This window comes from Rhodoplanes sp. SY1, assembly GCF_046000175.1.
Lineage (GTDB): Bacteria > Pseudomonadota > Alphaproteobacteria > Rhizobiales > Xanthobacteraceae > Rhodoplanes.
Window position 1 is genome coordinate 92,094 of record NZ_JBEOMB010000048.1, and the last position, 24,551, is coordinate 116,644.

21 protein-coding genes and 1 pseudogene are annotated in these 24,551 nt (G+C 70.5%); 13 read left to right on the forward strand and 9 right to left on the reverse strand.

The window, feature by feature from the left end:
- Window positions 1-134: 134 nt before the first annotated feature.
- Both ABTU92_RS14015 and ABTU92_RS14020 read left to right on the forward strand, forming a co-directional pair.
- Entirely contained in the window at window positions 135-1,364 is a 1,230-nt protein-coding gene (locus ABTU92_RS14015) for an MFS transporter (protein ID WP_408091595.1), read from the forward strand.
- Window positions 1,365-1,534: 170 nt separating this feature from the next.
- Entirely contained in the window at window positions 1,535-3,655 is a 2,121-nt protein-coding gene (locus tag ABTU92_RS14020) for a sodium-translocating pyrophosphatase (protein ID WP_408091597.1), read from the forward strand.
- A 116-nt stretch (window positions 3,656-3,771) separates the two neighbouring features.
- Here ABTU92_RS14020 and ABTU92_RS14025 read toward each other — a convergent pair whose 3' ends face one another.
- Window positions 3,772-4,239 (reverse strand): MarR family winged helix-turn-helix transcriptional regulator, encoded by a 468-nt coding sequence (locus tag ABTU92_RS14025; protein WP_408091599.1) that lies wholly within the window; start codon window positions 4,237-4,239, stop codon window positions 3,772-3,774.
- Between the two features lie 376 nt (window positions 4,240-4,615).
- Here ABTU92_RS14025 and ABTU92_RS14030 point away from each other — a divergent pair, with 376 nt between their 5' ends.
- Window positions 4,616-6,478 (forward strand): phosphoenolpyruvate carboxykinase (GTP), encoded by a 1,863-nt coding sequence (locus ABTU92_RS14030; RefSeq protein WP_408091601.1) that lies wholly within the window; start codon window positions 4,616-4,618, stop codon window positions 6,476-6,478.
- Between the two features lie 149 nt (window positions 6,479-6,627).
- Here the strand turns inward: ABTU92_RS14030 and ABTU92_RS14035 are convergent, their stop codons facing one another.
- A complete protein-coding gene (locus tag ABTU92_RS14035) occupies window positions 6,628-7,098 on the reverse strand; it encodes an outer membrane protein assembly factor BamE (protein ID WP_408091603.1) in 471 nt (156 codons plus the stop codon).
- A gap of 361 nt (window positions 7,099-7,459) precedes the next feature.
- On the opposite strand from ABTU92_RS14035, the gene ABTU92_RS14040 reads away from it, so the two are divergent.
- The 6 genes and pseudogenes from ABTU92_RS14040 (at window position 7,460) to ABTU92_RS14065 (ending at window position 12,793) form a co-directional block, all read left to right on the forward strand.
- Entirely contained in the window at window positions 7,460-8,005 is a 546-nt protein-coding gene (locus ABTU92_RS14040) for a YceD family protein (RefSeq protein WP_408091605.1), read from the forward strand.
- 141 nt (window positions 8,006-8,146) lie between these two features.
- On the forward strand, window positions 8,147-9,196 hold the full coding sequence (gene plsX / locus ABTU92_RS14045) for a phosphate acyltransferase PlsX (RefSeq protein ID WP_408091607.1): 1,050 nt from the start codon (window positions 8,147-8,149) through the stop codon (window positions 9,194-9,196).
- Window positions 9,193-10,170, forward strand: coding sequence for a beta-ketoacyl-ACP synthase III (locus tag ABTU92_RS14050; protein WP_408091609.1), 978 nt, complete (start codon window positions 9,193-9,195; stop codon window positions 10,168-10,170). The genes plsX and ABTU92_RS14050 overlap by 4 nt, the downstream gene beginning before the upstream one ends.
- A gap of 178 nt (window positions 10,171-10,348) precedes the next feature.
- Window positions 10,349-10,657 carry an integration host factor subunit alpha gene (locus tag ABTU92_RS14055; protein ID WP_378476215.1) on the forward strand — a complete coding sequence of 103 codons (309 nt, stop codon included), beginning with the start codon at window positions 10,349-10,351 and terminating at the stop codon, window positions 10,655-10,657.
- A gap of 25 nt (window positions 10,658-10,682) precedes the next feature.
- Window positions 10,683-10,947: pseudogene (locus ABTU92_RS14060) on the forward strand (MerR family transcriptional regulator); the annotation flags it as partial.
- A 607-nt stretch (window positions 10,948-11,554) separates the two neighbouring features.
- Complete coding sequence (locus ABTU92_RS14065; protein ID WP_408091611.1) at window positions 11,555-12,793, forward strand: lipid A biosynthesis lauroyl acyltransferase; 1,239 nt, start codon at window positions 11,555-11,557, stop codon at window positions 12,791-12,793.
- A gap of 148 nt (window positions 12,794-12,941) precedes the next feature.
- Here ABTU92_RS14065 and ABTU92_RS14070 read toward each other — a convergent pair whose 3' ends face one another.
- The 3 genes from ABTU92_RS14070 to ABTU92_RS14080 all read right to left on the reverse strand — a co-directional run bounded on the left by ABTU92_RS14070 (window position 12,942) and on the right by ABTU92_RS14080 (window position 16,797).
- Window positions 12,942-13,799, reverse strand: coding sequence for a universal stress protein (locus ABTU92_RS14070; protein WP_408091613.1), 858 nt, complete (start codon window positions 13,797-13,799; stop codon window positions 12,942-12,944).
- 1,854 nt (window positions 13,800-15,653) lie between these two features.
- The gene (locus ABTU92_RS14075; RefSeq protein WP_408091615.1) at window positions 15,654-16,220 is read right to left on the reverse strand and encodes a glutathione peroxidase; all 567 of its coding nucleotides are present in this window, start codon (window positions 16,218-16,220) and stop codon (window positions 15,654-15,656) included.
- Window positions 16,221-16,470: 250 nt separating this feature from the next.
- The gene (locus ABTU92_RS14080) at window positions 16,471-16,797 is read right to left on the reverse strand and encodes an ATPase inhibitor subunit zeta (RefSeq protein WP_408091617.1); all 327 of its coding nucleotides are present in this window, start codon (window positions 16,795-16,797) and stop codon (window positions 16,471-16,473) included.
- A gap of 359 nt (window positions 16,798-17,156) precedes the next feature.
- On the opposite strand from ABTU92_RS14080, the gene ABTU92_RS14085 reads away from it, so the two are divergent.
- Both ABTU92_RS14085 and ABTU92_RS14090 read left to right on the forward strand, forming a co-directional pair.
- Window positions 17,157-17,402 carry a hypothetical protein gene (locus ABTU92_RS14085; RefSeq protein WP_408091619.1) on the forward strand — a complete coding sequence of 82 codons (246 nt, stop codon included), beginning with the start codon at window positions 17,157-17,159 and terminating at the stop codon, window positions 17,400-17,402.
- 106 nt (window positions 17,403-17,508) lie between these two features.
- Window positions 17,509-18,099: a nucleoside deaminase gene (locus ABTU92_RS14090; RefSeq protein ID WP_408091621.1), complete on the forward strand. Its 591-nt coding sequence runs from the start codon at window positions 17,509-17,511 to the stop codon at window positions 18,097-18,099.
- A gap of 39 nt (window positions 18,100-18,138) precedes the next feature.
- Here ABTU92_RS14090 and ABTU92_RS14095 read toward each other — a convergent pair whose 3' ends face one another.
- The gene (locus tag ABTU92_RS14095) at window positions 18,139-18,312 is read right to left on the reverse strand and encodes a hypothetical protein (protein ID WP_408091623.1); all 174 of its coding nucleotides are present in this window, start codon (window positions 18,310-18,312) and stop codon (window positions 18,139-18,141) included.
- A 279-nt stretch (window positions 18,313-18,591) separates the two neighbouring features.
- On the opposite strand from ABTU92_RS14095, the gene ABTU92_RS14100 reads away from it, so the two are divergent.
- Window positions 18,592-18,774, forward strand: coding sequence for a hypothetical protein (locus tag ABTU92_RS14100; RefSeq protein WP_408091625.1), 183 nt, complete (start codon window positions 18,592-18,594; stop codon window positions 18,772-18,774).
- 47 nt (window positions 18,775-18,821) lie between these two features.
- On the opposite strand, the gene ABTU92_RS14105 is transcribed toward ABTU92_RS14100, so the two are convergent.
- Window positions 18,822-19,286 carry an SRPBCC family protein gene (locus ABTU92_RS14105; protein ID WP_408091627.1) on the reverse strand — a complete coding sequence of 155 codons (465 nt, stop codon included), beginning with the start codon at window positions 19,284-19,286 and terminating at the stop codon, window positions 18,822-18,824.
- A 163-nt stretch (window positions 19,287-19,449) separates the two neighbouring features.
- On the opposite strand from ABTU92_RS14105, the gene ABTU92_RS14110 reads away from it, so the two are divergent.
- Window positions 19,450-22,251 carry a DUF2339 domain-containing protein gene (locus ABTU92_RS14110; protein ID WP_408091629.1) on the forward strand — a complete coding sequence of 934 codons (2,802 nt, stop codon included), beginning with the start codon at window positions 19,450-19,452 and terminating at the stop codon, window positions 22,249-22,251.
- Window positions 22,252-22,367: 116 nt separating this feature from the next.
- On the opposite strand, the gene ABTU92_RS14115 is transcribed toward ABTU92_RS14110, so the two are convergent.
- Together ABTU92_RS14115 and ABTU92_RS14120 are read right to left on the reverse strand one after the other, a co-directional pair.
- Window positions 22,368-22,619: a hypothetical protein gene (locus ABTU92_RS14115; protein ID WP_408091631.1), complete on the reverse strand. Its 252-nt coding sequence runs from the start codon at window positions 22,617-22,619 to the stop codon at window positions 22,368-22,370.
- Window positions 22,620-22,648: 29 nt separating this feature from the next.
- On the reverse strand, window positions 22,649-24,334 hold the full coding sequence (locus ABTU92_RS14120; protein ID WP_408091633.1) for a methyl-accepting chemotaxis protein: 1,686 nt from the start codon (window positions 24,332-24,334) through the stop codon (window positions 22,649-22,651).
- Window positions 24,335-24,551 lie beyond the last annotated feature (217 nt).

The following is a 24,551-nucleotide window of genomic DNA, read 5'->3' on the forward strand; positions in this document are numbered from 1 at the left end:
GTTTTCCGACAGGTTTTTCGAGCAGCCTTCGGCCCGGGCCCGTCCGGGTCGCCCGCGATCCCGCGACGTCGAGAAAATTCTTGCTGTTCGGGCTCCGGGCGGGAACTCTCCGGCGCCTGCCTTCGGAGCCTTCCATGACCGTCCTCGCCGAAGCGCCCGCCGGGATCGACGACCGGCTGGCCCGCCGCAACGCCCTCGTGCTCGCCGTCGCCCAGGCGCTGGCCGGCGGCAACACGGCCGTGGTGTTCGGCACGGCCGGCCTGGTCGGCACCATGCTGGCGCCCGATCCGGCGCTCGCCACCGTGCCGGTGTCGACCTTCGTGGTCGGGCAGTGGATGGGGACGCTGCCGGTCGGGGCGATCGCCAAGCGGTACGGCCGGCTCGTCACCTTCGAGCTCGGCACCCTGATCGGCCTGTTCGCCGGCCTGATCTGTGCGGCCGGGGTGATTCTCGCGAGCTTTCCGCTGTTTTGCGCCGGGACGCTGTGCGGCGGGCTCTACGCGGCGGCCCACCTGACCTATCGATTCGCCGCCGCCGACACGGCGAGCGACGCCTTCAAGCCGAAGGCGGTGTCCTGGGTGCTGGCCGGCGGCGTGATGGCCGGCGTGTTCGGCCCGCAGCTGATCATCGCGACCAAGGACATGCTGCCCCAATACGTGTTCGCGGCGAGCTACCTGGCGCAGGCGGGCGTCGCCGTGGTGGCGGCCGTGGTGCTCCTCCTGGTGCGCTTCCCGGACCAGCGGTCCGACGCGGTGCGGGCGGTGGCGCCGCCGCGGCCCCTCGCCGTGATCTTCCGCCAGCCGCGCCTGATCACGGCGGTGATCTGCGCGCTGGCGAGCTACGCCACCATGAACCTGATGATGACGGCCGCACCGGTCGCCATGATCGCTTGTAACCACTCGGTGACCGACGCGGCGCTCGGGTTGCAGTGGCACGTGATGGCCATGTACGCGCCGAGCTTCGTCACCGGCTCGCTGATCGTGCGCTTCGGCACCGGCCGGGTGATCGGCGCCGGGCTCGCCCTGACGGCGGTCTCCGCCGTGGTCGGCTGGGCCGGCACCTCGCTCGCCCATTTCTGGGGCGCCCTGATCCTGCTTGGGATCGGCTGGAACTTCGCCTTCGTCGGGGCGACCGCGCTGGTGACCGCCTGCCACACCGCCTCGGAGCGCAACAAGGTCCAGGCCGTCAACGACTTCCTCATCTTCGGCACGATGGCGCTCGGGTCCTTCGCGTCGGGCCAGATGCTGGCCCGGGACGGCTGGCCGCTGGTCGCCGAGGTGGTTCTCGGCGCCGTCCTGGTGGCGGTCGCGCTGCTCGGCTGGGTGGCGCTCGCCGGCCGCCTCCGGAACATCCCGGAGGCGTGACGGCGGGCCTTCGACCTTCGCCCGAGAACCGGTTGTTTCGATTGCGTCGCAATAGGCTTTTTGGCAATGTCCGCCGCGCGGAATTGCTGACGGCCGGCCTGGTGGGGCTCCGGCCGTGATGTGCGCCCCGCCTGGGGCACTTCTGCCAGCGACACAATCGAGGGTCTTCAATGACAGCTTTGTGGGTCATCGTCCTTTGCGGGGCGCTATCGATCGTCTACGCCGTCTGGGCCGTGCGCTCGGTGATGGCGTCGGACGCCGGCACCGCGCGGATGCAGGAGATTTCGGAGGCGGTGCGCGAGGGTGCGCAGGCCTATCTCAAGCGCCAATACACTTACATCAGCATTGTCGGCGTTCTCATTTTCCTTCTGCTCGGCGTCTTCCTGGGCTGGCTCGTGGCCGTCGGCTTTGCCATCGGTGCGATACTGTCGGGGGCGGCCGGCTTCATCGGCATGAACGTGTCGGTGCGGGCCAATGTGCGCACCGCCCAGGCGGCGATCTCGTCGCTCGCCGGCGGCCTCGACATGGCCTTCAAGGCCGGCGCCATCACGGGCCTTCTGGTCGCCGGCCTGGCGCTGCTCGGCGTCACGGTCTATTTCGGCTTCCTGGTCGGCACCCTCCACATCAAGGCCGACGACCGCCTGGTCATCGACTCCCTGGTGGCGCTCGGCTTCGGCGCCTCGCTGATCTCGATCTTCGCCCGTCTCGGCGGCGGCATCTTCACCAAGGGCGCCGACGTCGGCGGCGACATGGTGGGCAAGGTCGAGGCCGGCATCCCGGAGGACGATCCGCGCAACCCGGCGACGATCGCCGACAACGTCGGTGACAATGTCGGCGACTGCGCCGGCATGGCGGCCGACCTGTTCGAGACCTACGCGGTGACGACCGTCGCCACCATGGTGCTGGCGGCGATCTTCTTCCGCGGCACCGACCTCCTGATGCCGATGATGACCCTGCCGCTCGGAATCGGCGGCCTGTGCATCATCACCTCGATCATCGGCACCTTCTTCGTGAAGCTGCCGGCGAACGAGTCGATCATGGGCGCGCTCTACCGCGGCTTCATCGCCACCGCGATCCTGTCGCTGATCGGCATCGCCGGCGTCGTCGCCCTGCTGATCGGCTTCGGCCCGCTGCCCGGCGTCGGCTACTCGGGGTGGGCGCTCTATCTCTGCGGCATCACCGGCCTCGCCGTGACCGGCCTGATCGTGTGGATCACCGAGTACTACACCGGCACCGATTTCCGCCCGGTGCAGACCATCGCCAAGGCGTCGGTGACGGGTCACGGCACCAACATCATCCAGGGCCTCGCCGTGTCGCTCGAGTCGACGGCGCTGCCGACCATCGTGATCATCGCCGGCATCCTGATCACCTATGGGCTGGCGGGCCTGTTCGGCATCGCGGTCGGCGTCACCACCATGCTGGCGCTGGCCGGCTTCGTGGTTGCCCTCGACGCCTTCGGCCCGGTCACCGACAACGCCGGCGGCATCGCCGAGATGGCGGGCCTGCCCAAGGAGGTGCGCAAGTCGACCGACGCGCTGGACGCGGTCGGCAACACGACGAAGGCGGTCACCAAGGGCTACGCGATCGGCTCCGCCGGCCTCGGCGCCCTGGTGCTGTTCGCGGCCTACAACGAGGACCTCAAGTACTTCATCGCCAACGCGTCCGCCCACCCGTACTTCGCCGGCGTGAAGCTCGACTTCGCGCTGACCAATCCCTACGTGGTCGTCGGCCTCTTGTTCGGCGGCCTGCTGCCGTACTTGTTCGGCGCCATGGGCATGATGGCGGTCGGCCGCGCCGCCTCGTCGATCGTCGAGGAGGTGCGTCGCCAGTTCCACGAGCGGCCCGGCATCATGGCCGGCACCGAGCGGCCCGACTACGGCCGCGCCGTCGACCTGCTGACCAAGGCGGCCATCAAGGAGATGGTGATCCCGTCGCTGCTGCCGGTGCTGTCGCCGATCGTCGTCTACTTCGCCATCTACGTGATCGCGGGCGGCGGCGCGGCGGGCAAGTCCGCCGCCTTCTCGGCGGTCGGCGCCATGCTGCTCGGCGTCATCGTCACCGGCCTGTTCGTCGCCATCTCGATGACCTCGGGCGGCGGCGCCTGGGACAACGCCAAGAAGTACATCGAGGACGGCCACTACGGCGGCAAGGGCTCGGAGGCCCACAAGGCCTCGGTGACCGGCGACACCGTCGGCGATCCCTACAAGGACACGGCGGGCCCCGCCGTGAACCCGATGATCAAGATCACCAACATCGTGGCGCTGCTGCTCCTCGCGATCCTCGCCCACTGAGCCTCGGCACAAGGCCGAACGACGAAGCCCCGCGGCGCGCCGCGGGGCTTTTTCATGTCGGGCGGAGTGCCGGCCGGCCGGCGTTCGACCTGGGCTCTCAGGACCTGCCTGGGCTCTCAGGAGGCTGCGAGCTTGCGTGCCTCTGCATCGAGGGCGGCGGCGAGGTTCGACTTCACCGCGACGAGGCCGTCGCTCAACCCGTGCTGCTGCTCCGCCGTGAGCCCGTTCAGCATCTCGGTCCGGGTCGCGAGAATCACCTCGGTCACCTGCGCGATCAGCGGACGGGCCCGCTCGGTCAGATGCACTCGCCACAGCCGCCGGTCGCTCGCCAACGGTCGGCGCTCGACGAGGCCGCTCGCCTCGACGTGATCGATCAGCCGCCCGACCGTCGACTTCTCGATCTCCAGCGCCTCGGCGAGCTCGGACTGCGACAGGCCGTCCCGCCGGACCAGCATCGCGAGCACGGCCCATTGGGCGCGTGTCAAGCCGAACGGCTGCAGGCGGCGATCGATCACCTTACGGAGCAACCGTGCGGCGTCGCCGAGCAGAAACCCGAGGCCCTTGTCGTCTTCTTGAATGATCATCGGACGCCTCCTGAGTACAGCGGAGCGGCGCCGACCGGCAAGGCCCGACACGTCAGTCGCCGCGATCTCGTTCGGTCGACCGATAAGCATACAGTAAGCAAACAGACGATTGCCACGCTGATTAAATCACGTTTCCCGGCCCGGTTAGTCTGCCCGGCTGCGGCAAATGACTGTTTCGGTCTTGGATGGGATGAGCGCACACGGTAAGTAATGTATCAGACGTAAAAGTGGATATCTGCTGGGTCCAATGTATAGGAATAATCGAAATCGTGTGATCCCGGACAAAAGTCAATGCAACTGAAGCCCGGTGCCGGCAGAATGTCGCCGATTGCTCGACCGGCGGGACGATCTGCCGGGAGCCCGAGGGGAGATGCCGATGGATGCCGTCGTGACCAGCCCGACAGTCAATTCCAAGCTGCGCACCTGGGTCGACGAGATGGCGACCCTGTGCAAGCCCGATCAGGTCGTCTGGGTCGACGGCTCGCAGGAGGAGTACGACCGGCTGTGCGACCTGATGGTCGCGGCCGGCACCTTCATCCGCCTCGATCCCGCCAAGCGTCCGAACTCGTTCCTGGCCCGCTCCCACCCGTCCGACGTCGGCCGGGTCGAGGACCGCACCTTCATCTGCTCGGTCAATCGCGACGACGCCGGGCCGACCAACAACTGGAAGCCGCCGGCCGAGATGCGGGCGACCCTGCGCGGCCTGTTCGACGGCTGCATGGCCGGGCGGACCATGTACGTCATCCCGTTCAGCATGGGCCCGATCGGCTCGCCGATCGCCAAGATCGGCGTGCAGATCACCGACAGCCCCTATGTGGTCGCCAACATGCGGATCATGACCCGCATGGGGAAGGCCGTGCTCGACGCACTCGGCCCCGACGGCACCTTCATCCCGTGCATGCACTCGGTCGGCGCGCCGCTCGCGCCCGGCCAGCAGGACGTGCCGTGGCCGTGCGACGGCGACATCAACCGCAAGTACATCGTGCATTTCCCGGAGACCTACGAGATCTGGTCCTACGGGTCGGGCTACGGCGGCAACGCGCTGCTCGGGAAGAAGTGCCTGGCGCTGCGCATCGCGTCGGTGATGGCGCGCGACGAGGGCTGGCTCGCCGAGCACATGCTGATCATGGGCATCCAGGCGCCGAGCGGCGAGAAGACCTATCTGGGCGCCGCGTTCCCCAGCGCCTGCGGCAAGACCAACCTCGCCATGCTGGTGCCGCCGCCGGCCTTCGACGGCTGGAAGGTGCTGACGGTGGGCGACGACATCGCCTGGATCAAGAAGGGCCCGGACGGCACGCTGCGGGCCATCAATCCGGAATCGGGATTCTTCGGCGTCGCGCCGGGCACCAACACGAAGTCGAACCCGAACGCGATGAAGACGATCGAGAAGAACACGATATTCACGAACTGCGCGCTGACCGACGACGGCGACGTCTGGTGGGAGGGCATGACCGACCAGCCCCCGGCCCATCTGATCGACTGGAAGGGCGAGGACTGGACGCCGGGCTGCGGCCGCCCCGCCGCGCATCCGAACGCGCGCTTCACGGCACCGGCCGGCCAGTGCCCGTCGATCGATCCGGCCTGGGAGGATCCGGCCGGCGTACCGATCAGCGGCTTCGTCTTCGGCGGCCGCATGAGCCGTGAGATGCCGCTGGTGTTCCAGGCGTTCAACTGGAGCCACGGCGTCTATCTGGCCGCCACCATGGGCTCGGAAGGCACCGCCGCGGCGATCGGCCAGGCGGCGATGCGGCGCGATCCGATGGCGATGCTGCCGTTCTGCGGATACAACATGGCCGACTATTTCGGCCATTGGCTCAATGTCGGGCGCAAGGTGCCGAACCCGCCGCGCATCTTCCGGGTCAACTGGTTCCGCAAGGACGAGAACGGCAAGTTCCTGTGGCCCGGCTTCGGCGAGAACATGCGCGTCCTGAAGTGGATCGTCGATCGCCTGCACGGCCGCGGCTACGCGGTCGAGAGTCCGATCGGCTGGATGCCGCGGCACGAGGACCTCGAATGGACGGGCCTCGACTACCCGGCCGACACCTTCTACGCGCTGATGGCGGTCGGCCGTGAGGAGGGTGCCAAGGAGGCGCACGCCCACGAGGAGCAGTTCGACAAGTTCTTCGACCGGCTGCCCAAGGAGTTCATCTTCGAGCGTGAGCTGCTGCGCTCGCGGCTGTGGCGCTCGCCCGATCGCTGGGAGCTGGCGCACGAGGACGTGGTGCGGCCGGCCGTGTGAGGGACGTGGTCCGTCCGGCTGTGTGAGGTCGGACGGGCCGCTGGACCGCAGCGTGGCAGGCCGAAGGGTCACGGGCGGGCAGGCGTCAGGGTCAGGCGTCGCTCGCCCGCTCGGCGTCGGTCTGAACCGACGCCGCGGTCAGGCCCGGCTCACCACCACTTCAACGCCTTGAGGGCGTAGCTCAGATAGTTGAGCTCCTGGCCGGCGGTCGGGGTGGTGCGGCTGACGAAGTCGAACACGCGGCCATCCTTGATGCCGTAGTTGGCGAGGCGCTCGACCTTGCGGTTCTTGTCGAAGTAGACGGCGACGACGCGGCGGTCGACCTCGTTCTGGGGCAGGAAGGAGGTCTGCTCGGCGCGCTGCGAGATGTAGTAGAAGACCTCGCCCGAGACGGTGGCGACGGTCGAGGGGGTGCCGAGCACGATCAGCACCTGCTCCTGCGAGGCGCCGAGCGGGATCTGCTCGAGCGCGCCCTCCGGAACGATGTAGCCGCGCTGATAGGTCTGGGTGATGCAGCCCCCGAGCAGCAGCCCGAGCGCGAGCACGGCGGCGCTCGCGATGGTCGCGCGCCGGGTCCGGCGACCCTTGCACCCTGGACTGTCGCAGTTCGTCTGACGCACGTCGTACCCCCCATCGGCGGCGGCCGTCCGGCCCGCCCGGCCACGACCCGTCTGGTCGCGACCCGTCCGCCGGCGCCGGCCGGGACCGCCCCGAGGTCCCTGGCCACCCTGTCCCCAGTGTTCGGCCGCACCATTGTCGCCCTCTATGGCGCGATCGTGGCGCGCGGGCCGCATGCCGCCCATATCTGGCACGGGGAGGCGAAAGGGAGAGCGATCGGGGCGGGGGCGAGCCCCGTGACGGAGCGGCCGGCCCGGCGTAAGAGGTTGCCACGTGCCGGGCGCCTGCAGCGTCGCCCGCGCCGAAATGAACCATCCTGGACCGTTCGAACGGACCGGCCTCGTCGCGTGAAGGAGTGTCGCCATGCCGAATCCCGATCGTCCCTGGAGCGTGCCGGTACGCCTCGGCGACGTGCCGGAGGACGGCCTCGTCATGTCGCTGACGGCCGACTCGCCGGTCCGCGAGGCGATCGCCCGGCGCGGCGGGCTCACCGGCCTGCCGCGGCTCGAGGCGCGGTTCGCGGTGACCCGACGCGGCTCCGGCCTGCATGTCGGCGGCACCGTCTCGGCGACGGCGGGACAGGTCTGCGTCGTCACGCTGGAGCCGATGGAGAGCGCGATCGAGGAGGAGGTCGACCTTCTGTTCACCCCCGACGCGCCCGAGGAGGAGCCGGGGCCCGCGCGCGATCCGGAGGCCGAGGATCCGCCCGAGCGGCTCGTCGACGGGACAGTCGATCTCGGCGCGATCGCGACCGAGTTCGTCCTGCTCGGCATCGACCCGTACCCGCGCAAGCCCGGGGTGAGCTTCGAGCCGGTGGAGACCGGGCCGCGCGATCCCGGCCCCTTCGCGGCGCTCGCCGCCCTCAAGGAGAAGGGCGGGGCGGGCGGCGGCGGAGATGGCGGTGGATGAGCCGAAGGGCAACTCCGTATCGGTGATTTCAGCCATTGTCAGGCGAAGCGAACGCGGTATTGTCGCCGCCTCTTCAACCCAGCGACTGGTCCGCGTCGGCCGGTCACCGGTGCGGTTGCGCACCGCCGGCAATGTCGGTTCATGTCTGAGAAGGTTCGCATCGCGCTGGACGCCATGGGAGGGGACCACGGAGCCGCGGTGGTGATCGCCGGCGCCGACATCGCCCTGACCCGGCATCCGGACACCAGCTTCATCCTCTACGGCGACGAGGCCGTGGTCGGTCCGCTGCTCGATGCGCGGCCGGCCTTGAAGGCCGCCTCGCGGCTGATCCACACCGACGTCGCCATCAAGATGGACGAGAAGCCGAGCCAGGCGCTGCGCCACGGCCGCTGGCGCTCGTCGATGTGGCTCGCCATCGACGCGGTGAAGAAGGGCGACGCCGACGTGGTGGTGTCGGCCGGCAACACCGGCGCCCTGATGGCGATGTCGAAGTTTCACCTGCGCATGATGCCGGGCGTGTCGCGGCCGGCGCTGGCCTGCCTGTGGCCGACGCTGCGCGGCGAGTCGGTCGTGCTCGACGTCGGCGCCTCGATCGGGGCGGACGCGCCGCATCTCGCCCAGCTCGCCGTGATGGGCAGCGCGATGGCGAGCGTGGTGTTCGATCTCGACCGGCCGAGCGTCGGCCTCCTCAATGTCGGGGTCGAGGAGGTCAAGGGGCTGGAGGCGATCCGCGAGGCCGCCCAGCTGCTGCGCAACGGCGCCTACGGCCAGATCGACTTCAAGGGCTTCGTCGAGGGCGACGACATCGGCGCCGGCACGGTCGACGTGGTGGTGACCGAGGGCTTCACCGGCAACATCGCCTTGAAGACCGCCGAAGGGACGGCTAAACAGCTCGCCTCGTATCTGCGAAGCGCGATGAGCCGCACGCTGGCCGCCAAGATCGGCTACCTGTTCGCGCGGGCTGCCTTCAAGACCCTCAAGGACAAGATGGACCCGCGCAAGGTCAACGGCGGTGTCTTCCTCGGACTCAACGGCGTGGTGATCAAGAGCCACGGCGGCACCGACGCGGAAGGGTTCGCGGCGGCCGTCGATCTCGGCTACGACATGGCCCGCTACGAGCTCCTCGCGAAGATCGGCCGGACCCTCGGGCAGTCGGCACCCGCCGCGGTCGCCGGAGAGGTAGCGTCGTGACAGTCATCCGTTCGGTCGTCCGCGGCTGCGGCAGTTATCTCCCGGCCCGGATGCTCACCAACCACGATCTGGCCGCGATGGTCGACACCAGCGACGACTGGATCGTCCAGCGCACCGGCATCCGTCAGCGCCACATCGCCGCCGCCGGCGAGCACACGTCGGACCTCGCCGTGACGGCAGCCGAGCGGGCGCTCGCCGCCGCCGGCATGGCGCCGCAGGACATCGACCTGATCGTGCTCGCCACCGCGACGCCCGACAACACGTTTCCGGCCAGCGCCGTCGCCGTGCAGGCGCAGCTCGGCATCACGGGCGGCGCCGCCTTCGACATGCAGGCGGTCTGCTCGGGCTTCGTGTTCGCTGTCGCCACCGCCGATTCGATGCTGCGCGCCGGCGACTTCAAGCGCGCCCTGGTGATCGGCTCGGAGACCTTCTCGCGCATCCTCGACTGGAAGGACCGCACCACCTGCGTGATCTTCGGCGACGGCGCCGGCGCCATCGTCCTGGAGGCGCAGGAGCAGCCTGGAACCACCGCCGACCGCGGCGTGCTCGGCGCCAAGCTGCGCTCCGACGGCCGCCACAAGGACAAGCTCTACGTCGACGGTGGCCCCTCCACGACCGGCACGGCCGGCTTCCTGCGGATGGAGGGCAAGGAGGTGTTCCGGCACGCCGTCGGGCTGATGACGGGCGCCATCACGGACGTGCTCGCGGCCACCGGGACGACCGCCCAGGAGGTCGACTGGTTCGTGCCCCACCAGGCCAACCAGCGCATCATCGACGGCTGCGCCCACAAGCTCGGCGTCCCGAGCGAGAAGGTGATCTCGACCGTCGCGCAGCACGGCAACACCTCGGCCGCGTCGATCCCGCTGGCGCTCGACACTGCGATCCACGACGGCCGCATCAAGCCGGGCGATCTCGTGATGATCGAGGCGATGGGCGGCGGCTTCACCTGGGGCGCGGCGCTGATCCGCTGGTAGCGCGACGCCGCCGGCCTGGTCCGGGCATGGGCCGTCGCCGGCCCCGGCCGCGCCCGAACAAAATCCCATTCAAATCTTCTGCCGCGTCGCACGGGCGGTGTTGACCCCGGCGGCCGATGCTCATATCGTTGTAAATTCAGTAACATATAAAAGTCTATGGGTAGGCGCTGGGGCCACGATGAGCGCGAAGACTGTAACTCGGGCGGACCTCTGCGAGGCCGTTTATCAAAGGTTGGGACTTTCTCGCACCGAATCGGCCGCTCTGGTCGAGCTGGTCCTCAAAGAGATCACCGATTGCCTGGAACGCGGCGAGACCGTGAAGCTCTCCTCGTTCGGCTCCTTCGTGGTGCGCAAGAAGGGGCAGCGGATCGGTCGCAATCCGAAGACCGGCAAGGAAGTGCCGATCTCGCCGCGTCGCGTGATGGTGTTCAAGCCGTCCGCGATCCTCAAGCAGCGCATCAACGCCGACGGCGCGGCGGAGCCGTGACCGCGGCCGGGGTGGGGGGACTGGCGTGAACAAGGCGCCGGAAGCGTTCCGCACCATCAGCGAGGTCGCCGAGGAGCTCGCCCTGCCGCAGCACGTGCTGCGGTTCTGGGAGAGCCGTTTCCCGCAGGTCCGGCCGATGAAGCGCGGCGGCGGGCGGCGCTACTACCGTCCCGACGACGTCGACCTCCTGCGCGGCATTCGCCATCTGCTCTACGGCGAGGGCTACACGATCCGCGGCGTCCAGCGCATCCTGCGCGAGCAGGGTGGGCGCTTCGTCCAGACCGTCTGGCAGGAGGGCGCGCCGCAGCCCGAGCGCGTGCCGGAGTTCGACGGGACCGACATCGAAGCTGCCGACCACGAGGGCGAGGACGCCGAGGTCGCGGCGCTCGCCCCGGACGAGGCGGGCGAGCGGGCCGAATCGGCGGCGCCGGCCGACGATACCGAGGCGCCGGAGCCGGATCTCGACACCGATCCTTACGGCCGCCGCGAGCCGTCCTTCGGTCCGCCGGCCGCCCCGGCGAGCCGGCCGATGCAGCGGACGAATCTCGTGCCGCTCGCGCGCGGCGAGCTGGCGGCCGCACCGTTCGCCCCGCCAGCCGTCCAGCCGGTCGTCGCGCCGCCTGTCACGGCGGCGAGCCTGCGCGAGACGCTCCGCCCGGTCGCGCAGGAGCCGGACGACGAGCCGAACGACGAGCCGGACGACGACGCGGAGGCGCCGGCCGTGGTCGTGCGCGCCGCGGCGGTGCCGCTGCCGCCGGCCGGTCTCTCGGCCGCCGAGCGTGAAAAGCTCGGCGTCGTGCTGGGCGAGCTCGAGGCCTGCCGGCGCCTGCTCGCCGAAGCGCTGGCGGAGGCGGGGCGGGCGCCGTAGAAGAGGCGGCGTCCCATTTCCCGATCCGCATGACCGACCGGACCTACGCGTACCGCGCGCATCCCTTCACGTCCGAGAAGACCTTTCGCCTGGAGTCCGACGGGCTCGCCTGGGACGATCGCGGCCGGCCGGGCCGGCTCGCCTTCGCCGACGTCGTCGCGACGAAGATCTATCAGGAGCGCATTCCGGGCTCGGCCAAGTCCTACTGGGCCTGCGTGCTCTATCGGCGTGGCGGCGCGGTGAAGCTGTCGGCAGCGCACCGCACCGGCCTGCTGTCCGCCGAGGACCGCTCGGCCGACTATCTGCCCTTCGTCGCCGCGCTCACCGAGCGGCTCGCCGCGGCCCGGCCCGGCCTGCCGATGCGCGAGCACCGGAGCCTGCTCGCCCGCATCGACACCGGCGTCGGCCGGCTCGGGGTCGGGCTCCTGCGCCTCCTCGGCCGCTTCGATCTCCGCCGCACGGCGGCCGCGGCGGGCTGGCTGATGCGCAAGATCGGCCCGCGCCTGAAGGGACACCGGGTCGCCGGCGAGCAGCTCGCGATGGTGTTCCCGCAGATGACCGAGGCCGAGCGTGAAAGAACGCTCGCCGGCATGTGGGACAATTTCGGCCGGCTGTTCATCGAGTACGCGCATCTTCAGCGGATCTGGGACTACGACTGGCGCGAGCCCGGGCGCATCGGCCGGATCGCGGTCGACGACGCCACGCATGCCGCGCTGATGCGGCTGCGCGCGACCGAGGGCCCGGTGCTGTTCTTCACCGGCCATCTCGCCAACTGGGAGATCGTCCCGCTCGGGGCGAAGACCCTCGGCCGGGCGATCTCGGTGGTGTTCCGGGCGCCGCGCATCGGCCCGTTCGTCGCCGAGATGATCCGGGCCCGCGAGGCGGGCGGCATGACCGTGATCGCGGCCGGGCCCGACACGCCGCTGCGCCTGCGCGAGTCGCTGCGCCAGGGCCGCTTCACCGGCATGCTGGTCGACCAGCACTACGCCCGCGGCATCGACGTCACGTTCTTCGGCCGCGGCTGCAAGGTGAACCCGATGCTGGCGCGCTTCGCCCGGCTGTTCGAGTGCCCGGTCTACGGGGCGCGCGCCGTGCGGCTGCCGGACGAGCGCTTCCGGTTCGAGCTCGTCGGCCCGCTCGACCTGCCGCGCGACGACGAGGGCAAGGTCGAGGTGCAGGGCGCCATGCAGCGCGTCACCGACCAGATCGAGGCCTGGGTGCGCGAGCATCCCGAGCAGTGGCTGTGGCTGCACCGCCGCTGGCGGTGACGCGGCCCGAGGCTCCACAGTGAGCCGTCATTCCGGGGCGCGCGGGAGCGCGAACCCGGAATCCAGCCCGCAATGCCGAGGTCGCCGCTGGTTTCCGGGTTCGCGGCTTCGCCGCGCCCCGGAATGACAACGTCCCGGCCGGCCGCGCTCAGTGGGCGGTCAGCACCGGGATCTCGGCATAGGTGAGGATGTGCCGCGTGGTGCCGCCGAAGATCATCTGGCGCAGACGGCTCTGGGTGTAGGCGCCCTTGACGATCAGGTCGCAGCCGGCCCGCTGGGCGTGGTCGAGGATGATCGGGCCGGCGGTGCGGTTGTCGCCGCCCTTGATCGAGGCGAGCGACGTCTTGATGCCGTGCAGGGCGAGATTGGCGGCGAGCTGCTCGGCCGACGGCCCCGGCACCACGGCGCCTTCGACGGTGAGAATCGTCACCTGGTCGGCGCGGCCGAGAAACGGCATCGCGAAGGCGGTCGCGCGGGCCTGCTCGGTCGAGCAGTTCCAGGCGATCAGCACGTGGCGTCCGACCGTCGCCGAAGGCTTGGGCGGGGCGAGCAGGATCGGCCGGCCGCTCTCGAACAGCCCGGCCTCGAACGTGCTCATGTGCGGGCCCTGCGGATCGGTGCTCGGCCGGCCCATCACGATCAGGTCGAAGATGCGGCCGTAATGGCCGACGAAATTGTCGCCCTCCGGCGCATCGTCGAGCCAAGCCCAGCTCGGCGCCGTCTGCGGCGCCCGCGGCTGGCCGGCCGGGGGCGCCGCCGGCACGGCGTGGTCGGCCATGAACTTGGCGAACAGGTCGCGCGATTGGCGGGCCGCCTCGGCGTTCTCCTCCTCGAAGAAGGCGAGCGAGGCGGACGGGGCGACGTCCATGGCGACGACGGTCGGCACCGAGACCCGCACCGCGAAACCCTCGAGCCGGCTGCCGAAGGTCTTCGCGGCCGTGAGGGCGGTCGACAGGGTCGACCACATGGCATCGTTGGGCTCGGTGGGGACGAGAATCGATTTCATGGCGGCTCGGACCCTCTGTGGCCGGTGGCGCCTGCGGGCGGGCCGGATCGCATTTCGTGATGAACGAGGCGCGTCCGCGGCGTGATCGATGCACGACACGAATAGGATGGAACCCGCCCTCCTGTCGAGCACGGCGGCGACTGTCGGACGATCGTGTCGCAGCGCGGCGCGCGTGCGGGTCGCGTGTAAATGGCGGTCGTCCGATCGTCGCAAACCAGCGCGCGCAGCGGCGTTCGGCGGGCGCCAATCCCGGGCGCGGCGCGCCGCCGACCAGGTCCTAGGGGCGATCGGACGTGGTCGCGTCCTCGCCGCCCATCATGCGGACGCCCGTCGTGCGGATGCCCGTCGTGCGGATGCCCGCCGTGCGGATGCCCGCCGTGCGGACACCGTGATGCGGCCCCTGGGTCCCCGCCTTCGCGCTTCGGGATGCACCATCTCGAATAGCTGCGACGTTTCAGTGAGAGATGAACATGCTGGCCGCCCGCTCCGACGTCATCGCCGGGCTCCGACCCGGCGATCCATCTCTCTGCGACAAAATGAATTCTGATGAAGGTGATGGATGCGCGGGGCGCGCCCCATAGGGGCCGAGTTCAGATCCGAAGCCTCTCCGTCGTCATGCTCCGCGAAGGCGAGGGCTTTGCATCAGCCAGTCATTCCGGGGCGGCGCGCAGCGCCGAACCGGAATCCAACCCAGAATGCCGAGTTTGCCGCTGGATTCCGGGTTCGCGCCTTCGGCACGCCCCGGAATGACCAACTCTGCAAAGACCTCGCGAAGGCGGAGCACCCAGTACGCCGCAGCCTTTCGACTGAAACAACGAACGCCGGTGGATACTGGGCCGTCCGCCTGCGCGGACGGCGACCACCGAGAGGCAGTGCCTTTACGTCTAACTCAGCGCCTATGGGGTCGTGCCCGCGCATGACGCTCGCATGCGTGGCACGCGATGTGTGCACCCCGGAGCGCCTTCGCGGGGACGAGCGGAAGCCGGGCTCCGATTCATCACGGCCGAAAGCTGCCAACGGGCAAAGCCGCTCGGTGGTCGTCGTCCGCGCCTGCGAGCATCAGGAGCGCGCTTCGGTGGCCTGATCACGGCGCTCGTCGATCTGATCACGTCGGACCATCGAGGTAAGCGGAGAAGGGGCCGAGTTGAGCGGAGACGAGGCGTGCAGGACGGCGCGCGCGGGTGCGGGCGATCCGACCACAACAAAAAACGCTCGCTGCGGAGCAGGAGCGTTCGGTCGGCGTCCATCTGTAACGAAAAGGGTAGGCGATGATCGGAAGCGGTCTATGTGGGCTTTGCCTCACTGATGCAGCCCGAGGGGACCGCTTCCGACCTGATCCGTTGTGGGGGTAGCCGCTCCACCGAGATCCCAACGAAGACCATCAGTGTTTAACGCGGCTTTGCGAGCCCGGTGGCATTTCACCTCCCGCTCTCTGCGCCGGTGCTCACGAGCTGGGTAACAGCGCGTCAGCCGCCTGGCTCATCATCGGCTTCGACCGGTTCTTTGGATCAGTGGATCGACCGGAACCATCTCGAAGCTGACGATGAGATGGTCGCGCCGATGCCGGGTTTTGTCAAGACGATCGCGACTCGATGGGTGAATTTCTTGTTGCGATGGTCGGGCGCTCGACCACTGCGCTGCAGCATCGCGCGCTCATGCCGGCGGGCGAGGAGACCTCGGGACGAGGAGGACACGGGACCGGAGGTGTGGCGACCGCGCCGGCCGACGTGGCTGTCAAACGCATCGCCACCCTCCGCGCATCACGAGCCCACACGGCGGGCGTGATATCTCACGTCATCTGATCACGTGAGCGCGACTGATCACGCGAGCACGACGGATCACGCGAGCACAGGATCACGCCAGCATCGTCGCGACGGCCGTCACGATCCGCGTGTCGGTAGGCTCGACCGGTGCGCCGAACGCCGCGGCGATGCGGCCGTCGCGATCGACCAGGTACTTGTGGAAGTTCCAGCGCGGCGTGTCGAGTGGCCGCTCGAGCGCGGCCCAGCGGTAGAACGGATGCGCGTCGGCGCCGCGCACGCGCGTCTTCGCCGCGATCGGGAAGGTCACGCCGTAACGATGCGTCGTGTGGTCGATGCTCGCCGGGTCGCCCGGCTCCTGGCCGCCGAAGTCGTCGGACGGCACGCCGACGACGAGGAGGCCGGCGGCGCCGAAGCGCTTCCACAGCGCCTCGAGCCCGGCATACTGGGGCGTGTATCCGCACAGCGACGCCGTGTTGACGACGAGGATCGGCTTGCCGGCATGCGCCGCCAGGCGGATCGGCGCCGCGTCCGGTCGGGCGAAGGTGTGGGTCCACGCATTGGCGCGGCTGCGGTCGGTCGCGAGCGCGGCCGAGGTCGCGCCCGCCGTGGCGGTCGACGCGATCAGTGATCCGAGCAGGGTTCGACGATCGATCGTCACGACATGCCTCGATGCAGTCCGACCAGCAGCGATCTCATCACAAGCAGACGTGATCAGGACAGAGCAACGTGCGGCGGTGAAATCGCCGCCGTGATCTCGAGCGATGTCCACCGACGGTGCGCCACTCTCCGCTCATGCCCGTGAAAGCGGGCATCCAGGTCCAAACGTCGTGACGCCCCCGGAGTCCCCGCCTTCGCGGGGACGAGCGGAGGTCGGGGTCGGGTCGAGACGGCCGAGCGTCGCTCCAACGTCAGTCGGTGGCGCTGAGCTGGCCCATGGCGTCGCGGTGCAGCTCGCCGATCTTGCTCGCCACCGCGTCGCGCGAGATCGGCACGCCGGCGCGGTTGAGGTCGTACCAGAGCTTCTGCACGATCGCCTCGCTGCCGTTCATCGTGCCGGAGGCATGCACCTCGGCCGCATAGATCGCCAGCGTGTCGTCGCGCATCCGCATCAGTCGCCCGGCCCACAGGCCGGCCAGCGCGTTGCGGCGCGCCGGAATGCTGTCGCGGGTGTCGGCTTCGGGGCACCAGTCCTGGGTGGTGGCGCGGCGGGCGATCGTCTCGACTTCCATGGTCATGCGGGGTTTCCTCCGGTCGTTCGATACGGACGGCTCCTGGCCGATACGTCGGAGCACCGGCGTTGGAGCAGTCTGCGATCGGCCCGGTTCGACGAGGCCCATGCGACAGCGCGCGTCGGGGCCTCGGCCGTCGTCCGGTCCTGATCAGGAGGTTTACTTATAGACGAACGTCGCATCTGTCCAGCGACGGGAGGCCGCGCCGGGCCGCACGGGTCGGATGTAGCCGCATCGGTTTAGCCGCGCGCCTGGCGCACGTCCCTTCGAACCCGGGCGCGCATCGCCGGCACCAATCGCGATCGGACCGCCGGCCGACCCGGCGGTCGCACCCCGACGGGAGGAGGCCGATGGTACGAAGGCGGATGGCACGACGACTGCGCGTTCTGACGGTGGGCCTGCTGCTGGGCGGGATCGGCGCCGCGACGGCGAACGCCCAGGGCGAGTATCGCGGCACGCCGGCCCAGCAGCGGGCCTGCCGACCGGACGTGTTCCGGCTGTGCGCCGGGGAAATCCCGAACGTCAAGGCGATCACGGCCTGCCTGGCCGCCCGGGTCAGCCGGCTGAGCCCGGATTGCCGCGCCGTGTTCGAGGCGGCGGGGTACCGGTAGCGCGCGTCGGGCCGCCCCGCGCCCGATCGGCGCCGCCGAACCGGCTTTCGGTCGGCTTGTTTGTCGGCGCCGCGTTCCGCACAATCCCGTCCGGGTGAGGGCGGGCATGGACGTGGGACGGATCGGGGCACGCGACGAGCAGATGATGCGCCGGGCGATCGCGCTCGGCCGCGGCGGCGGCATGCGCGAACTGCCGTTCGCCTGCGTGATCTGCCGCGACGACGAGGTGATCGCGGAGGCGACCAACGCGGTGCGACAAGCCCAGGACGTCACGCGCCACGCCGAGATCGTCGCGATGGCTCAGGCGCGTCGCGTGCTCGGCCGGCGCAGCCTCGCCGGCTGCACCCTCTACACGACGGTCGAGCCGTGCGCGATGTGCTCCTTCGCGATCCGCGAATCGCGCGTCGGCCGGGTCGTCTTCGGGCTGCGCTCGCCCCTGATGGGCGGCCATTCCAAGTGGAGCATCCTCGCCGAGCCCGAGCTGTCGCGCGCCATGCCGGAGGTGTTCGGGGCGCCGCCCGAGGTCCGGCCCGACCTGCTCGCCGGCGAGGTGGAGCGGAGCTGGCTCGGTTGGAACCCGCTGATCTGGACGATCATCCGGATGCGCGGGTGCTTCACGGTGCATCCCGGGGCGGAGACGCCGGCCGTGGCCCGGCCGCGCCGGCGCATGCTGCGGACGCTGTTTCCCGGTTTCTGATCCCGCGTCACCGGATCGTGTCGTCACCGGATCGTGTCGTCACCGTCGCGCTGTGACGCCCGCCAGCGGGCCGGCCGGGTCGCCGACGCCATGGGCGCCGCGCATCGGCAGCATCAGGCCGAGCATCAGGCAGGCGAGGAACACCAGCGCAAGGGCGATCGCCAAGGTCCGGCCGGGACCGGCCGGCAGCGGCGGAAGCGAACGGACGGTCATGCGAGCCTCCTCGAAACGGACGACTTCGACCAGAGACGACCGCGAACGCAGATGTCCTCGGACGCGACGGTCGGGCGGCTCATCGGCCCGGCACGACGAGCCTGCGCCGGTGCCCCGGCGGCGCCATGCGCCACGTCAACAATCGGCATTCGTCGGAGGTTCGTGACCGGCAAGACGGCGGTAACCACCGCAGCCGGTGCGGGCGATCATGGTGCTGAGGGCTCGAACGCGGCGACGGCCCGGCGCGACAACACCACACCTCCGCAACGGACCGCGCCGATGTCGCCGCTCGAACGCCTCGCCTACGCCGCCGCCGGCCTCGCCTTGGTGCTCGGCGGGCTCGTCTCGACCGAGCTCGGCTCGTCCCGTCGGCTCGCCGCGGCGCCGCCGGTCGTCGCGGCCGGTACGCCGTGCATGATCGTTCCGGACTGCCTGCGTCCGTCGCGTCCGGCCGGCGGGTGAGGCGGATCATGCGGGTATCGCGCTCGGCCGCCGGCGAGGCGGCGTGCTCAGCCGCGGCGCAGGCGTGCGACGAGGCCCTGGTGGCCCTGGCGCATCACCACGTCGTGGTTCCAGGCGAAGGCTCTTCGGGCGAGCGGGGCGACGAGACGCAGCCCCGGCGCCGCGACCGTCACGGTCCAGTCGTAGGTGACGCGGGTGCCGCCGCGGATCGCGGCGAGCCGCCAGCAGCCGGTGCCGTCGAGCGTGCCCGAGGCGCGGCCCGCGATCAGCGCCAGCGGCTCGACCCGGGTGGTGAGAATCTCGAAGGCGAAGCGGTAGGGCAGGGCGGTCTTCCATGCGAAGCGGATGCGCGAGCCGACGCCCGCGGCGTCGCCCGGATCGATCACGTCGGCCCGGGTGACGGCGGGCCACCAGGCCGGCCAGTCCTGCGGGCGCATCAGCTCGGCCCAAACCCGCTCCGGCGGGGCCGGAACATCCCAGGTGGTCAGCAGATGAAAATCGGCGCGCGACATGCGCGATCCTGCGCGGGCGAATGCGGCCCGGCGAGGGCGCCGCCGTATTCGACCCTCGCGCTTCACCGGCCGCGAACGCTTTCGTCGTAGGCTCTTCGTTCCCAAGGATACCTTCGCCGCGCGCGGGTGCCGCCGCTGCGTGCGCCGACGCAGAGAGGCCGACATGGAAGTGCTCGCGCTGCTGGCCGCCCTCGCGGCGATCATCCTGGCCTGGAGCGAGACGCGCCGCGTCGCCGCGCTGAAGGCGCGGCTCGCCGGACTCGAGCAGCAGGTGATCGCCCTGCGCGAGGAGCTGCGGAGCGACCCGCCGGTCAGGCCGGTGCGTCGCGACGCCTGGCGGCCCGAGGCGGGCGCGCCGGCCGCGGAGTCCGCGGCCGAGCCGGCGCCACCGTCGCCGCCCGAAGCGACCGGGACGAAGGCTCCCGACGAGACCGCGGCCGCCGCCGCACCGCCTCCGGTGCCTCCCGGTCCGCCGTCCTCCGTGCCGCCGGTGCGGACCGCCGCCGCGACGGGCGCTGCCGCGCAGCCTCCGGCGCCGGTGTCCGCGCCGGAGCCCGAGCGTGGATTCGAGGAACGCTTCGGCACCCAGTGGGTCGTATGGATCGGCGGCGTCGCGCTGGCGCTCGGCGGCATCTTCATGGTCCGCTACTCGATCGAGCAGGGCCTGCTCGGCCCCGGCGTGCGGGTCGCGCTCGGCGCGCTCTTGGCGGCCGCGCTGGTCGCTGCTGGCGAGTGGACGCGGCGCAACGAGGTGCGCCTCGGCGCCGTCGCGGTGCCCAGCGCGCATGTGCCGAGCATCCTGACGGCGGCCGGCACCACGGTCGCCTATGCGACCGTCTACGCCGCCTATGCGCTCTACGGCTTCCTGTCGCCGCCCATAGCCTTCCTGCTGCTCGGCGTCGTCGCGCTGGCGACGCTCGCGGCGGCGCTGCTGCACGGCCCGGCGCTCGCCGGGCTCGGGCTGGTCGGTGCCTATGTGACGCCGCTCCTCGTCTCCACCGAGGAGCCGAGCTTCTGGGCGCTGTACCTCTATCTGATCGTCGTCACGGCGGCCGCCTATGCGCTGGCGCGGGCGCGGCTGTGGCGCTGGCTGGCGCTGACCGCGGTCTGTTTCGCGAGCGCCTGGACGCTGCCCGGCATCGCCGAGGCGGCGGTCGCGACCGCCGTGCCGCACGCCGTCTACATGGTCGTGGGTTTCGCCCTCGCCGCCGCCCTGATCGTCGCCGGCCTGCTGTTCGGGCCGACCGCCGAGCCCGACACGGTCGACGAGATCTCGTCGCTGTCGCTCGCCGCCTGGCTGGTGCCGGCCGGTCTCCTCACGATGGTCAGCGGCCACGACTCCGTCGCGCTGAGCGGCTTCGTGCTCATGGTCGTCGCCACGGTCGGGATCGCCTGGCGCAGCACCGCGGCGCTCGGCGCCGTGCCGGTCGCGGCCGGGCTCGCCGTGCTGGTGATGGCCGAATGGGCGACGGAGACCAGGCTCGACAGCCTGATCGCGCCGGCTGGCCCGGTGGCGGGGGCCGTGCCGGAGCCGGTGCGTGCGTCCTTCACGCTGCATCTCCTCGCCGGCTTCGGCTTCGCGGCGCTGTTCGGCGTCGCGGGCTTCTTCGCGCAAGGCCGGGCCGCGCGACCCGTGATCCCGCAGGTGTGGGCGTGGTGCGCGATCGCGACGCCGCTCCTGATCCTGATCGCGCTTTACTGGCGCATCGCCGGCTTCGACCAGTCCATTCCGTTTGCCGGGCTCGCGTTGCTGCTCGCCGCGCTGTTCGCGGTCGCAACCGAGACGCTGGTGCGCCGGCCCGACCGGCCGGGCCTCGCGGCGGGGCAGGCGATCTTCGCGGTCGGCACCATCGCGGCGCTGGCGCTGGCGCTGACCATGGCGCTGGAGAAGGGCTTCCTCACGATCGCGCTCGCCCTGACGGTGCCGGGCATCGCGCTCGTCGAGCGCCACCGGCCGCTGCCGGCGCTGCGGCTCCTCGCCGCCGCGATGGCGCTCGTGGTGCTCGCCCGCATCGGCTGGGAGCCGCGCATCGTCGGCGACGCGGTCGGCGACACGCCGATCCTCAACTGGCTCCTGTGGGGCTACGGCGTGCCGGCGCTCGCCTTCTGGACCGCCGGGCATCTCCTCCGCCAGCGCGCCGACGACGCCGCGGCCCGCACCGTCGACGTGCTGGCGATCCTGTTCACGGTGCTGCTGGTCACGCTGGAGATCCGACACCTCGTCCAGGGCGGCGACGTCTACGCCGTGCCGCGGCGCCCGCTCGCCGAGGTCGGCCTCCAGGTGGCGGCGTGGCTGGCGCTGGCCATCGGGCTCGAACGGCTGCGGCTGCGCACCCGATCGATCGTGCACGACCTCGGCGCGCTGGTGATGGCCGTGCTGGCGCTCGCCGGCATCGTCGGTGGGCTGGTCGTCGTCGCGAACCCGCTGATCACCGGCGACGCGGTCGGCGGCCCGTTCGTCAACCTGATCTTGCTCGGCTACGGCGTGCCGGCCGTGCTGGCCGCGACGCTCGCGCTCGTCTCACGTCATACCCGGCCAATGGCCTATCGGGCAGTCGCCGCGACGGCCGCGGTCGGCCTCACGCTGATGTGGCTCAGCCTGGAGATCCGCCGCGTCTACCACGGCGCCGTGCTGACCGTCGGGCCGACCGGCGATCTCGAACAGTACACCTATTCGGCCGCCTGGCTCGGCTTCGGCGTGCTCCTGCTGATCACCGGAATCCTGCTGCGCTCGCAGCCGGCCCGGCTCGCCTCCGCGGCCGTCGTCACCCTGACGGTCGCCAAGGTGTTCCTCTACGACATGGCCGGGCTCACCGGCATGTTCCGCGCCCTGTCCTTCATCGGCCTCGGCCTGGTGCTGGTCGGCATCGGCCTCTTGTACCAGCGCCTGCTGTTCCCGCGACGCCCGGCGCCGGCACCGGCACCGGCGCGCACGCCGGAGGGCGGGGCAGGGGGCGGTGTCTGATGTCGCGGTCGCCCCGGAATGACGCGACGTCACGATGCGATCAAACAAAAAAGACGGAGCCTCGGCTCCGCCTTCGTGCTTCTGCTTCGGCTTTCTTCGCCGTGATGGCAAGGGCCTCAGCGCCGCCCGCCGCGCTCCAGCCGGTCGCGCGCAGCCGTGGCGGCGGCCTTCAGGCGGCCGATCTGCGCCTCGACGACGTTGATGCGGGACGCGACCGCGGCGAGGTCGTCCCGGCTCGCCGCAACGCTGCCGCGCCAGGCGCCGAGCAGCGCCTCCACCTCGGCGAGATGCGAGCGGCGGATGCGCAGCGCCGCCGCGGTCTTGGCGGCCGCATCGCCCGGGCCGCTATGCGGAGCCGGCCTGCGCATCACTGTGCCGACCTCGTCCATCGTGCCGCTCAAGCCGCCCGGACCGTCGCCATGAAGCGATCGACCTCGGCGCGTAGCCGGTTGCTCTCCATCGAGAGGGCCTGAGCCGAGGACAGCACCTGGGCCGAGGCGGAGCCGGCCTCGCCGGCGCCGCGGTTGACCTCGTCGATGTTGCTGCTCACCTGGGCGGCGCCCTGCGCGGCCTGCTGGATGTTGCGGGCGATCTCGTGGGTCGCCGCGCCTTGCTCCTCGACGGCCGCCGCGATGGTCGCCGAGATCTCGGCGATGCGGCCGATGGTGCCGCCGATCTCCTTGATGGCGGCGACCGACTCCTGCGTCGCCGTCTGCATGCCGGCGATCTGCGCGGCGATGTCGCCCGTCGCCTTTCCGGTCTGCGCCGCGAGCGCCTTCACCTCCTGGGCGACCACCGCGAACCCCTTGCCGGCCTCGCCGGCCCGCGCCGCCTCGATGGTCGCGTTCAAGGCGAGCAGATTGGTCTGCTCGGCGATCGCCGTGATCAGCTTGACCACGTCGCCGATGCGGCCAGCCGCCTGCGACAGCTCGCCGATGCGGCCGTCGGTCTTCTCGGCCTGCTTCACGGCCTCGCCGGCGATCCGGGTCGCCTCCTGTACCTGGCGGCCGATCTCCGCGACCGACGACGACATCTGGTTGGTGGCGGAGGCGACCGACTGGACATTGGCGGTCGCCTGGCCGGAGGCGGCCGCGGCCGAGGTGGAGAGCTGCTGGGTCGTCTCGGCCGTGCGGGTCAGGCTGCCGGCGGCGGCTTCGAGCTCGGTCGAGGCGGACGACACGGTCTTGACGATGTCGCCGACGGCGCTCTCGAACCGGTCGGCGAGGCCGGCCATCTCGGCGCGCCGCTGCGCGGCGGCGCGCGCGTCCTCCTCGAGCTTCTCCGCCGCCTCTACGCGTGCCTTCTCGGCCATCTTGATCTTGAACTCTTCCACGGCGTCGGCGATCTGGCCGACCTCGTCCTTGCGGCCGACGCCGGCCAGCACGACGTCGAAGTTGCCGGCCGCGAGCTGGCGCATCCCGTTCGCGAGCTGGACGATCGGCGCGGCGATGCCGAACCGGGCGATCAGGAAGGCGAGCACCACGCCGATGGTGCAGCCCACCCCGGTGATCATGTAGAGCGACGAGATCGCCGCGTTGCTGGTGGCGGTCAGGGCTTCGGAGCCCGACTTGATCTCGCCGTTGAGCTGCTCTCCGATCTCGCCGTTGAGCTTCAGCAGCTCGCGGATCTTCGGATCGACGGTGGTCCGCATGAGCGCGGTCGCCTGGGCGTTGTCGTTCTTCAAGGCCAGTGCGATGACCGGCTTGGCGACCGTGTCGGTCTCGCGGAACAGACGCTCGATGGCCTCGTAGGCGCGCGTGTGTCGGGGCGTCTTCTGCTTGGCGATACCGATCAATGCGAGGCCCTGGTTCAGGCTCTTCTCCACCTCGGGCAGGACGGTGCGCATGTGCGCCTCGTCGGTCTCGGCGATCAGCCGATAGAGGCGCATCTCGTAGCTGTAGATGGCGCGATGCGCCCGCGCGATCGAGACCCAGGCCAGGGCGTCGTCGTCGAGGAACCGCGAATAGGCGTCGTCGACCTGGTGGATCTTGGCGGCGCCGTACCACGACGTGACACCGGCGACGAGGGCGACCAGTGCGATCACGCTCAGGATCTTGGGCAGGATGCGGATGCTGGACAGCATGGCGAGAATCACTTGGGAGTTGAAACGCCGCCGCACGTCCGTTGGACACGTCTGGAGCGCGAGCAGGCCGAAGCGGGTGACACCGAGCGGCGTCCGTCCAGCGGCGAATGGGTCGCGTGAGGGTGCCGATCGCGCCCGCGACCATGCGACGGTAGTATTAATTTACGGTGTAATTTGAATCAGCTAGTCGGGCCTTGGACGAGGACTGCCGCTGGTA

Coding starts and splice junctions, on each gene's coding strand:
- ABTU92_RS14015 (WP_408091595.1), top strand. CDS start 135: ATGACCGTCCTCGCCGAAGCGCCCGCCGGGATCGACGACCGGCTGGCC.
- ABTU92_RS14020 (WP_408091597.1), top strand. CDS start 1,535: ATGACAGCTTTGTGGGTCATCGTCCTTTGCGGGGCGCTATCGATCGTC.
- ABTU92_RS14025 (WP_408091599.1), bottom strand. CDS start 4,239: ATGATCATTCAAGAAGACGACAAGGGCCTCGGGTTTCTGCTCGGCGAC.
- ABTU92_RS14030 (WP_408091601.1), top strand. CDS start 4,616: ATGGATGCCGTCGTGACCAGCCCGACAGTCAATTCCAAGCTGCGCACC.
- ABTU92_RS14040 (WP_408091605.1), top strand. CDS start 7,460: ATGCCGAATCCCGATCGTCCCTGGAGCGTGCCGGTACGCCTCGGCGAC.
- plsX (WP_408091607.1), top strand. CDS start 8,147: ATGTCTGAGAAGGTTCGCATCGCGCTGGACGCCATGGGAGGGGACCAC.
- ABTU92_RS14055 (WP_378476215.1), top strand. CDS start 10,349: ATGAGCGCGAAGACTGTAACTCGGGCGGACCTCTGCGAGGCCGTTTAT.
- ABTU92_RS14065 (WP_408091611.1), top strand. CDS start 11,555: ATGACCGACCGGACCTACGCGTACCGCGCGCATCCCTTCACGTCCGAG.
- ABTU92_RS14070 (WP_408091613.1), bottom strand. CDS start 13,799: ATGAAATCGATTCTCGTCCCCACCGAGCCCAACGATGCCATGTGGTCG.
- ABTU92_RS14080 (WP_408091617.1), bottom strand. CDS start 16,797: ATGACCATGGAAGTCGAGACGATCGCCCGCCGCGCCACCACCCAGGAC.
- ABTU92_RS14085 (WP_408091619.1), top strand. CDS start 17,157: ATGGCACGACGACTGCGCGTTCTGACGGTGGGCCTGCTGCTGGGCGGG.
- ABTU92_RS14090 (WP_408091621.1), top strand. CDS start 17,509: ATGGACGTGGGACGGATCGGGGCACGCGACGAGCAGATGATGCGCCGG.
- ABTU92_RS14095 (WP_408091623.1), bottom strand. CDS start 18,312: ATGACCGTCCGTTCGCTTCCGCCGCTGCCGGCCGGTCCCGGCCGGACC.
- ABTU92_RS14100 (WP_408091625.1), top strand. CDS start 18,592: ATGTCGCCGCTCGAACGCCTCGCCTACGCCGCCGCCGGCCTCGCCTTG.
- ABTU92_RS14105 (WP_408091627.1), bottom strand. CDS start 19,286: ATGTCGCGCGCCGATTTTCATCTGCTGACCACCTGGGATGTTCCGGCC.
- ABTU92_RS14110 (WP_408091629.1), top strand. CDS start 19,450: ATGGAAGTGCTCGCGCTGCTGGCCGCCCTCGCGGCGATCATCCTGGCC.
- ABTU92_RS14115 (WP_408091631.1), bottom strand. CDS start 22,619: ATGCGCAGGCCGGCTCCGCATAGCGGCCCGGGCGATGCGGCCGCCAAG.
- ABTU92_RS14120 (WP_408091633.1), bottom strand. CDS start 24,334: ATGCTGTCCAGCATCCGCATCCTGCCCAAGATCCTGAGCGTGATCGCA.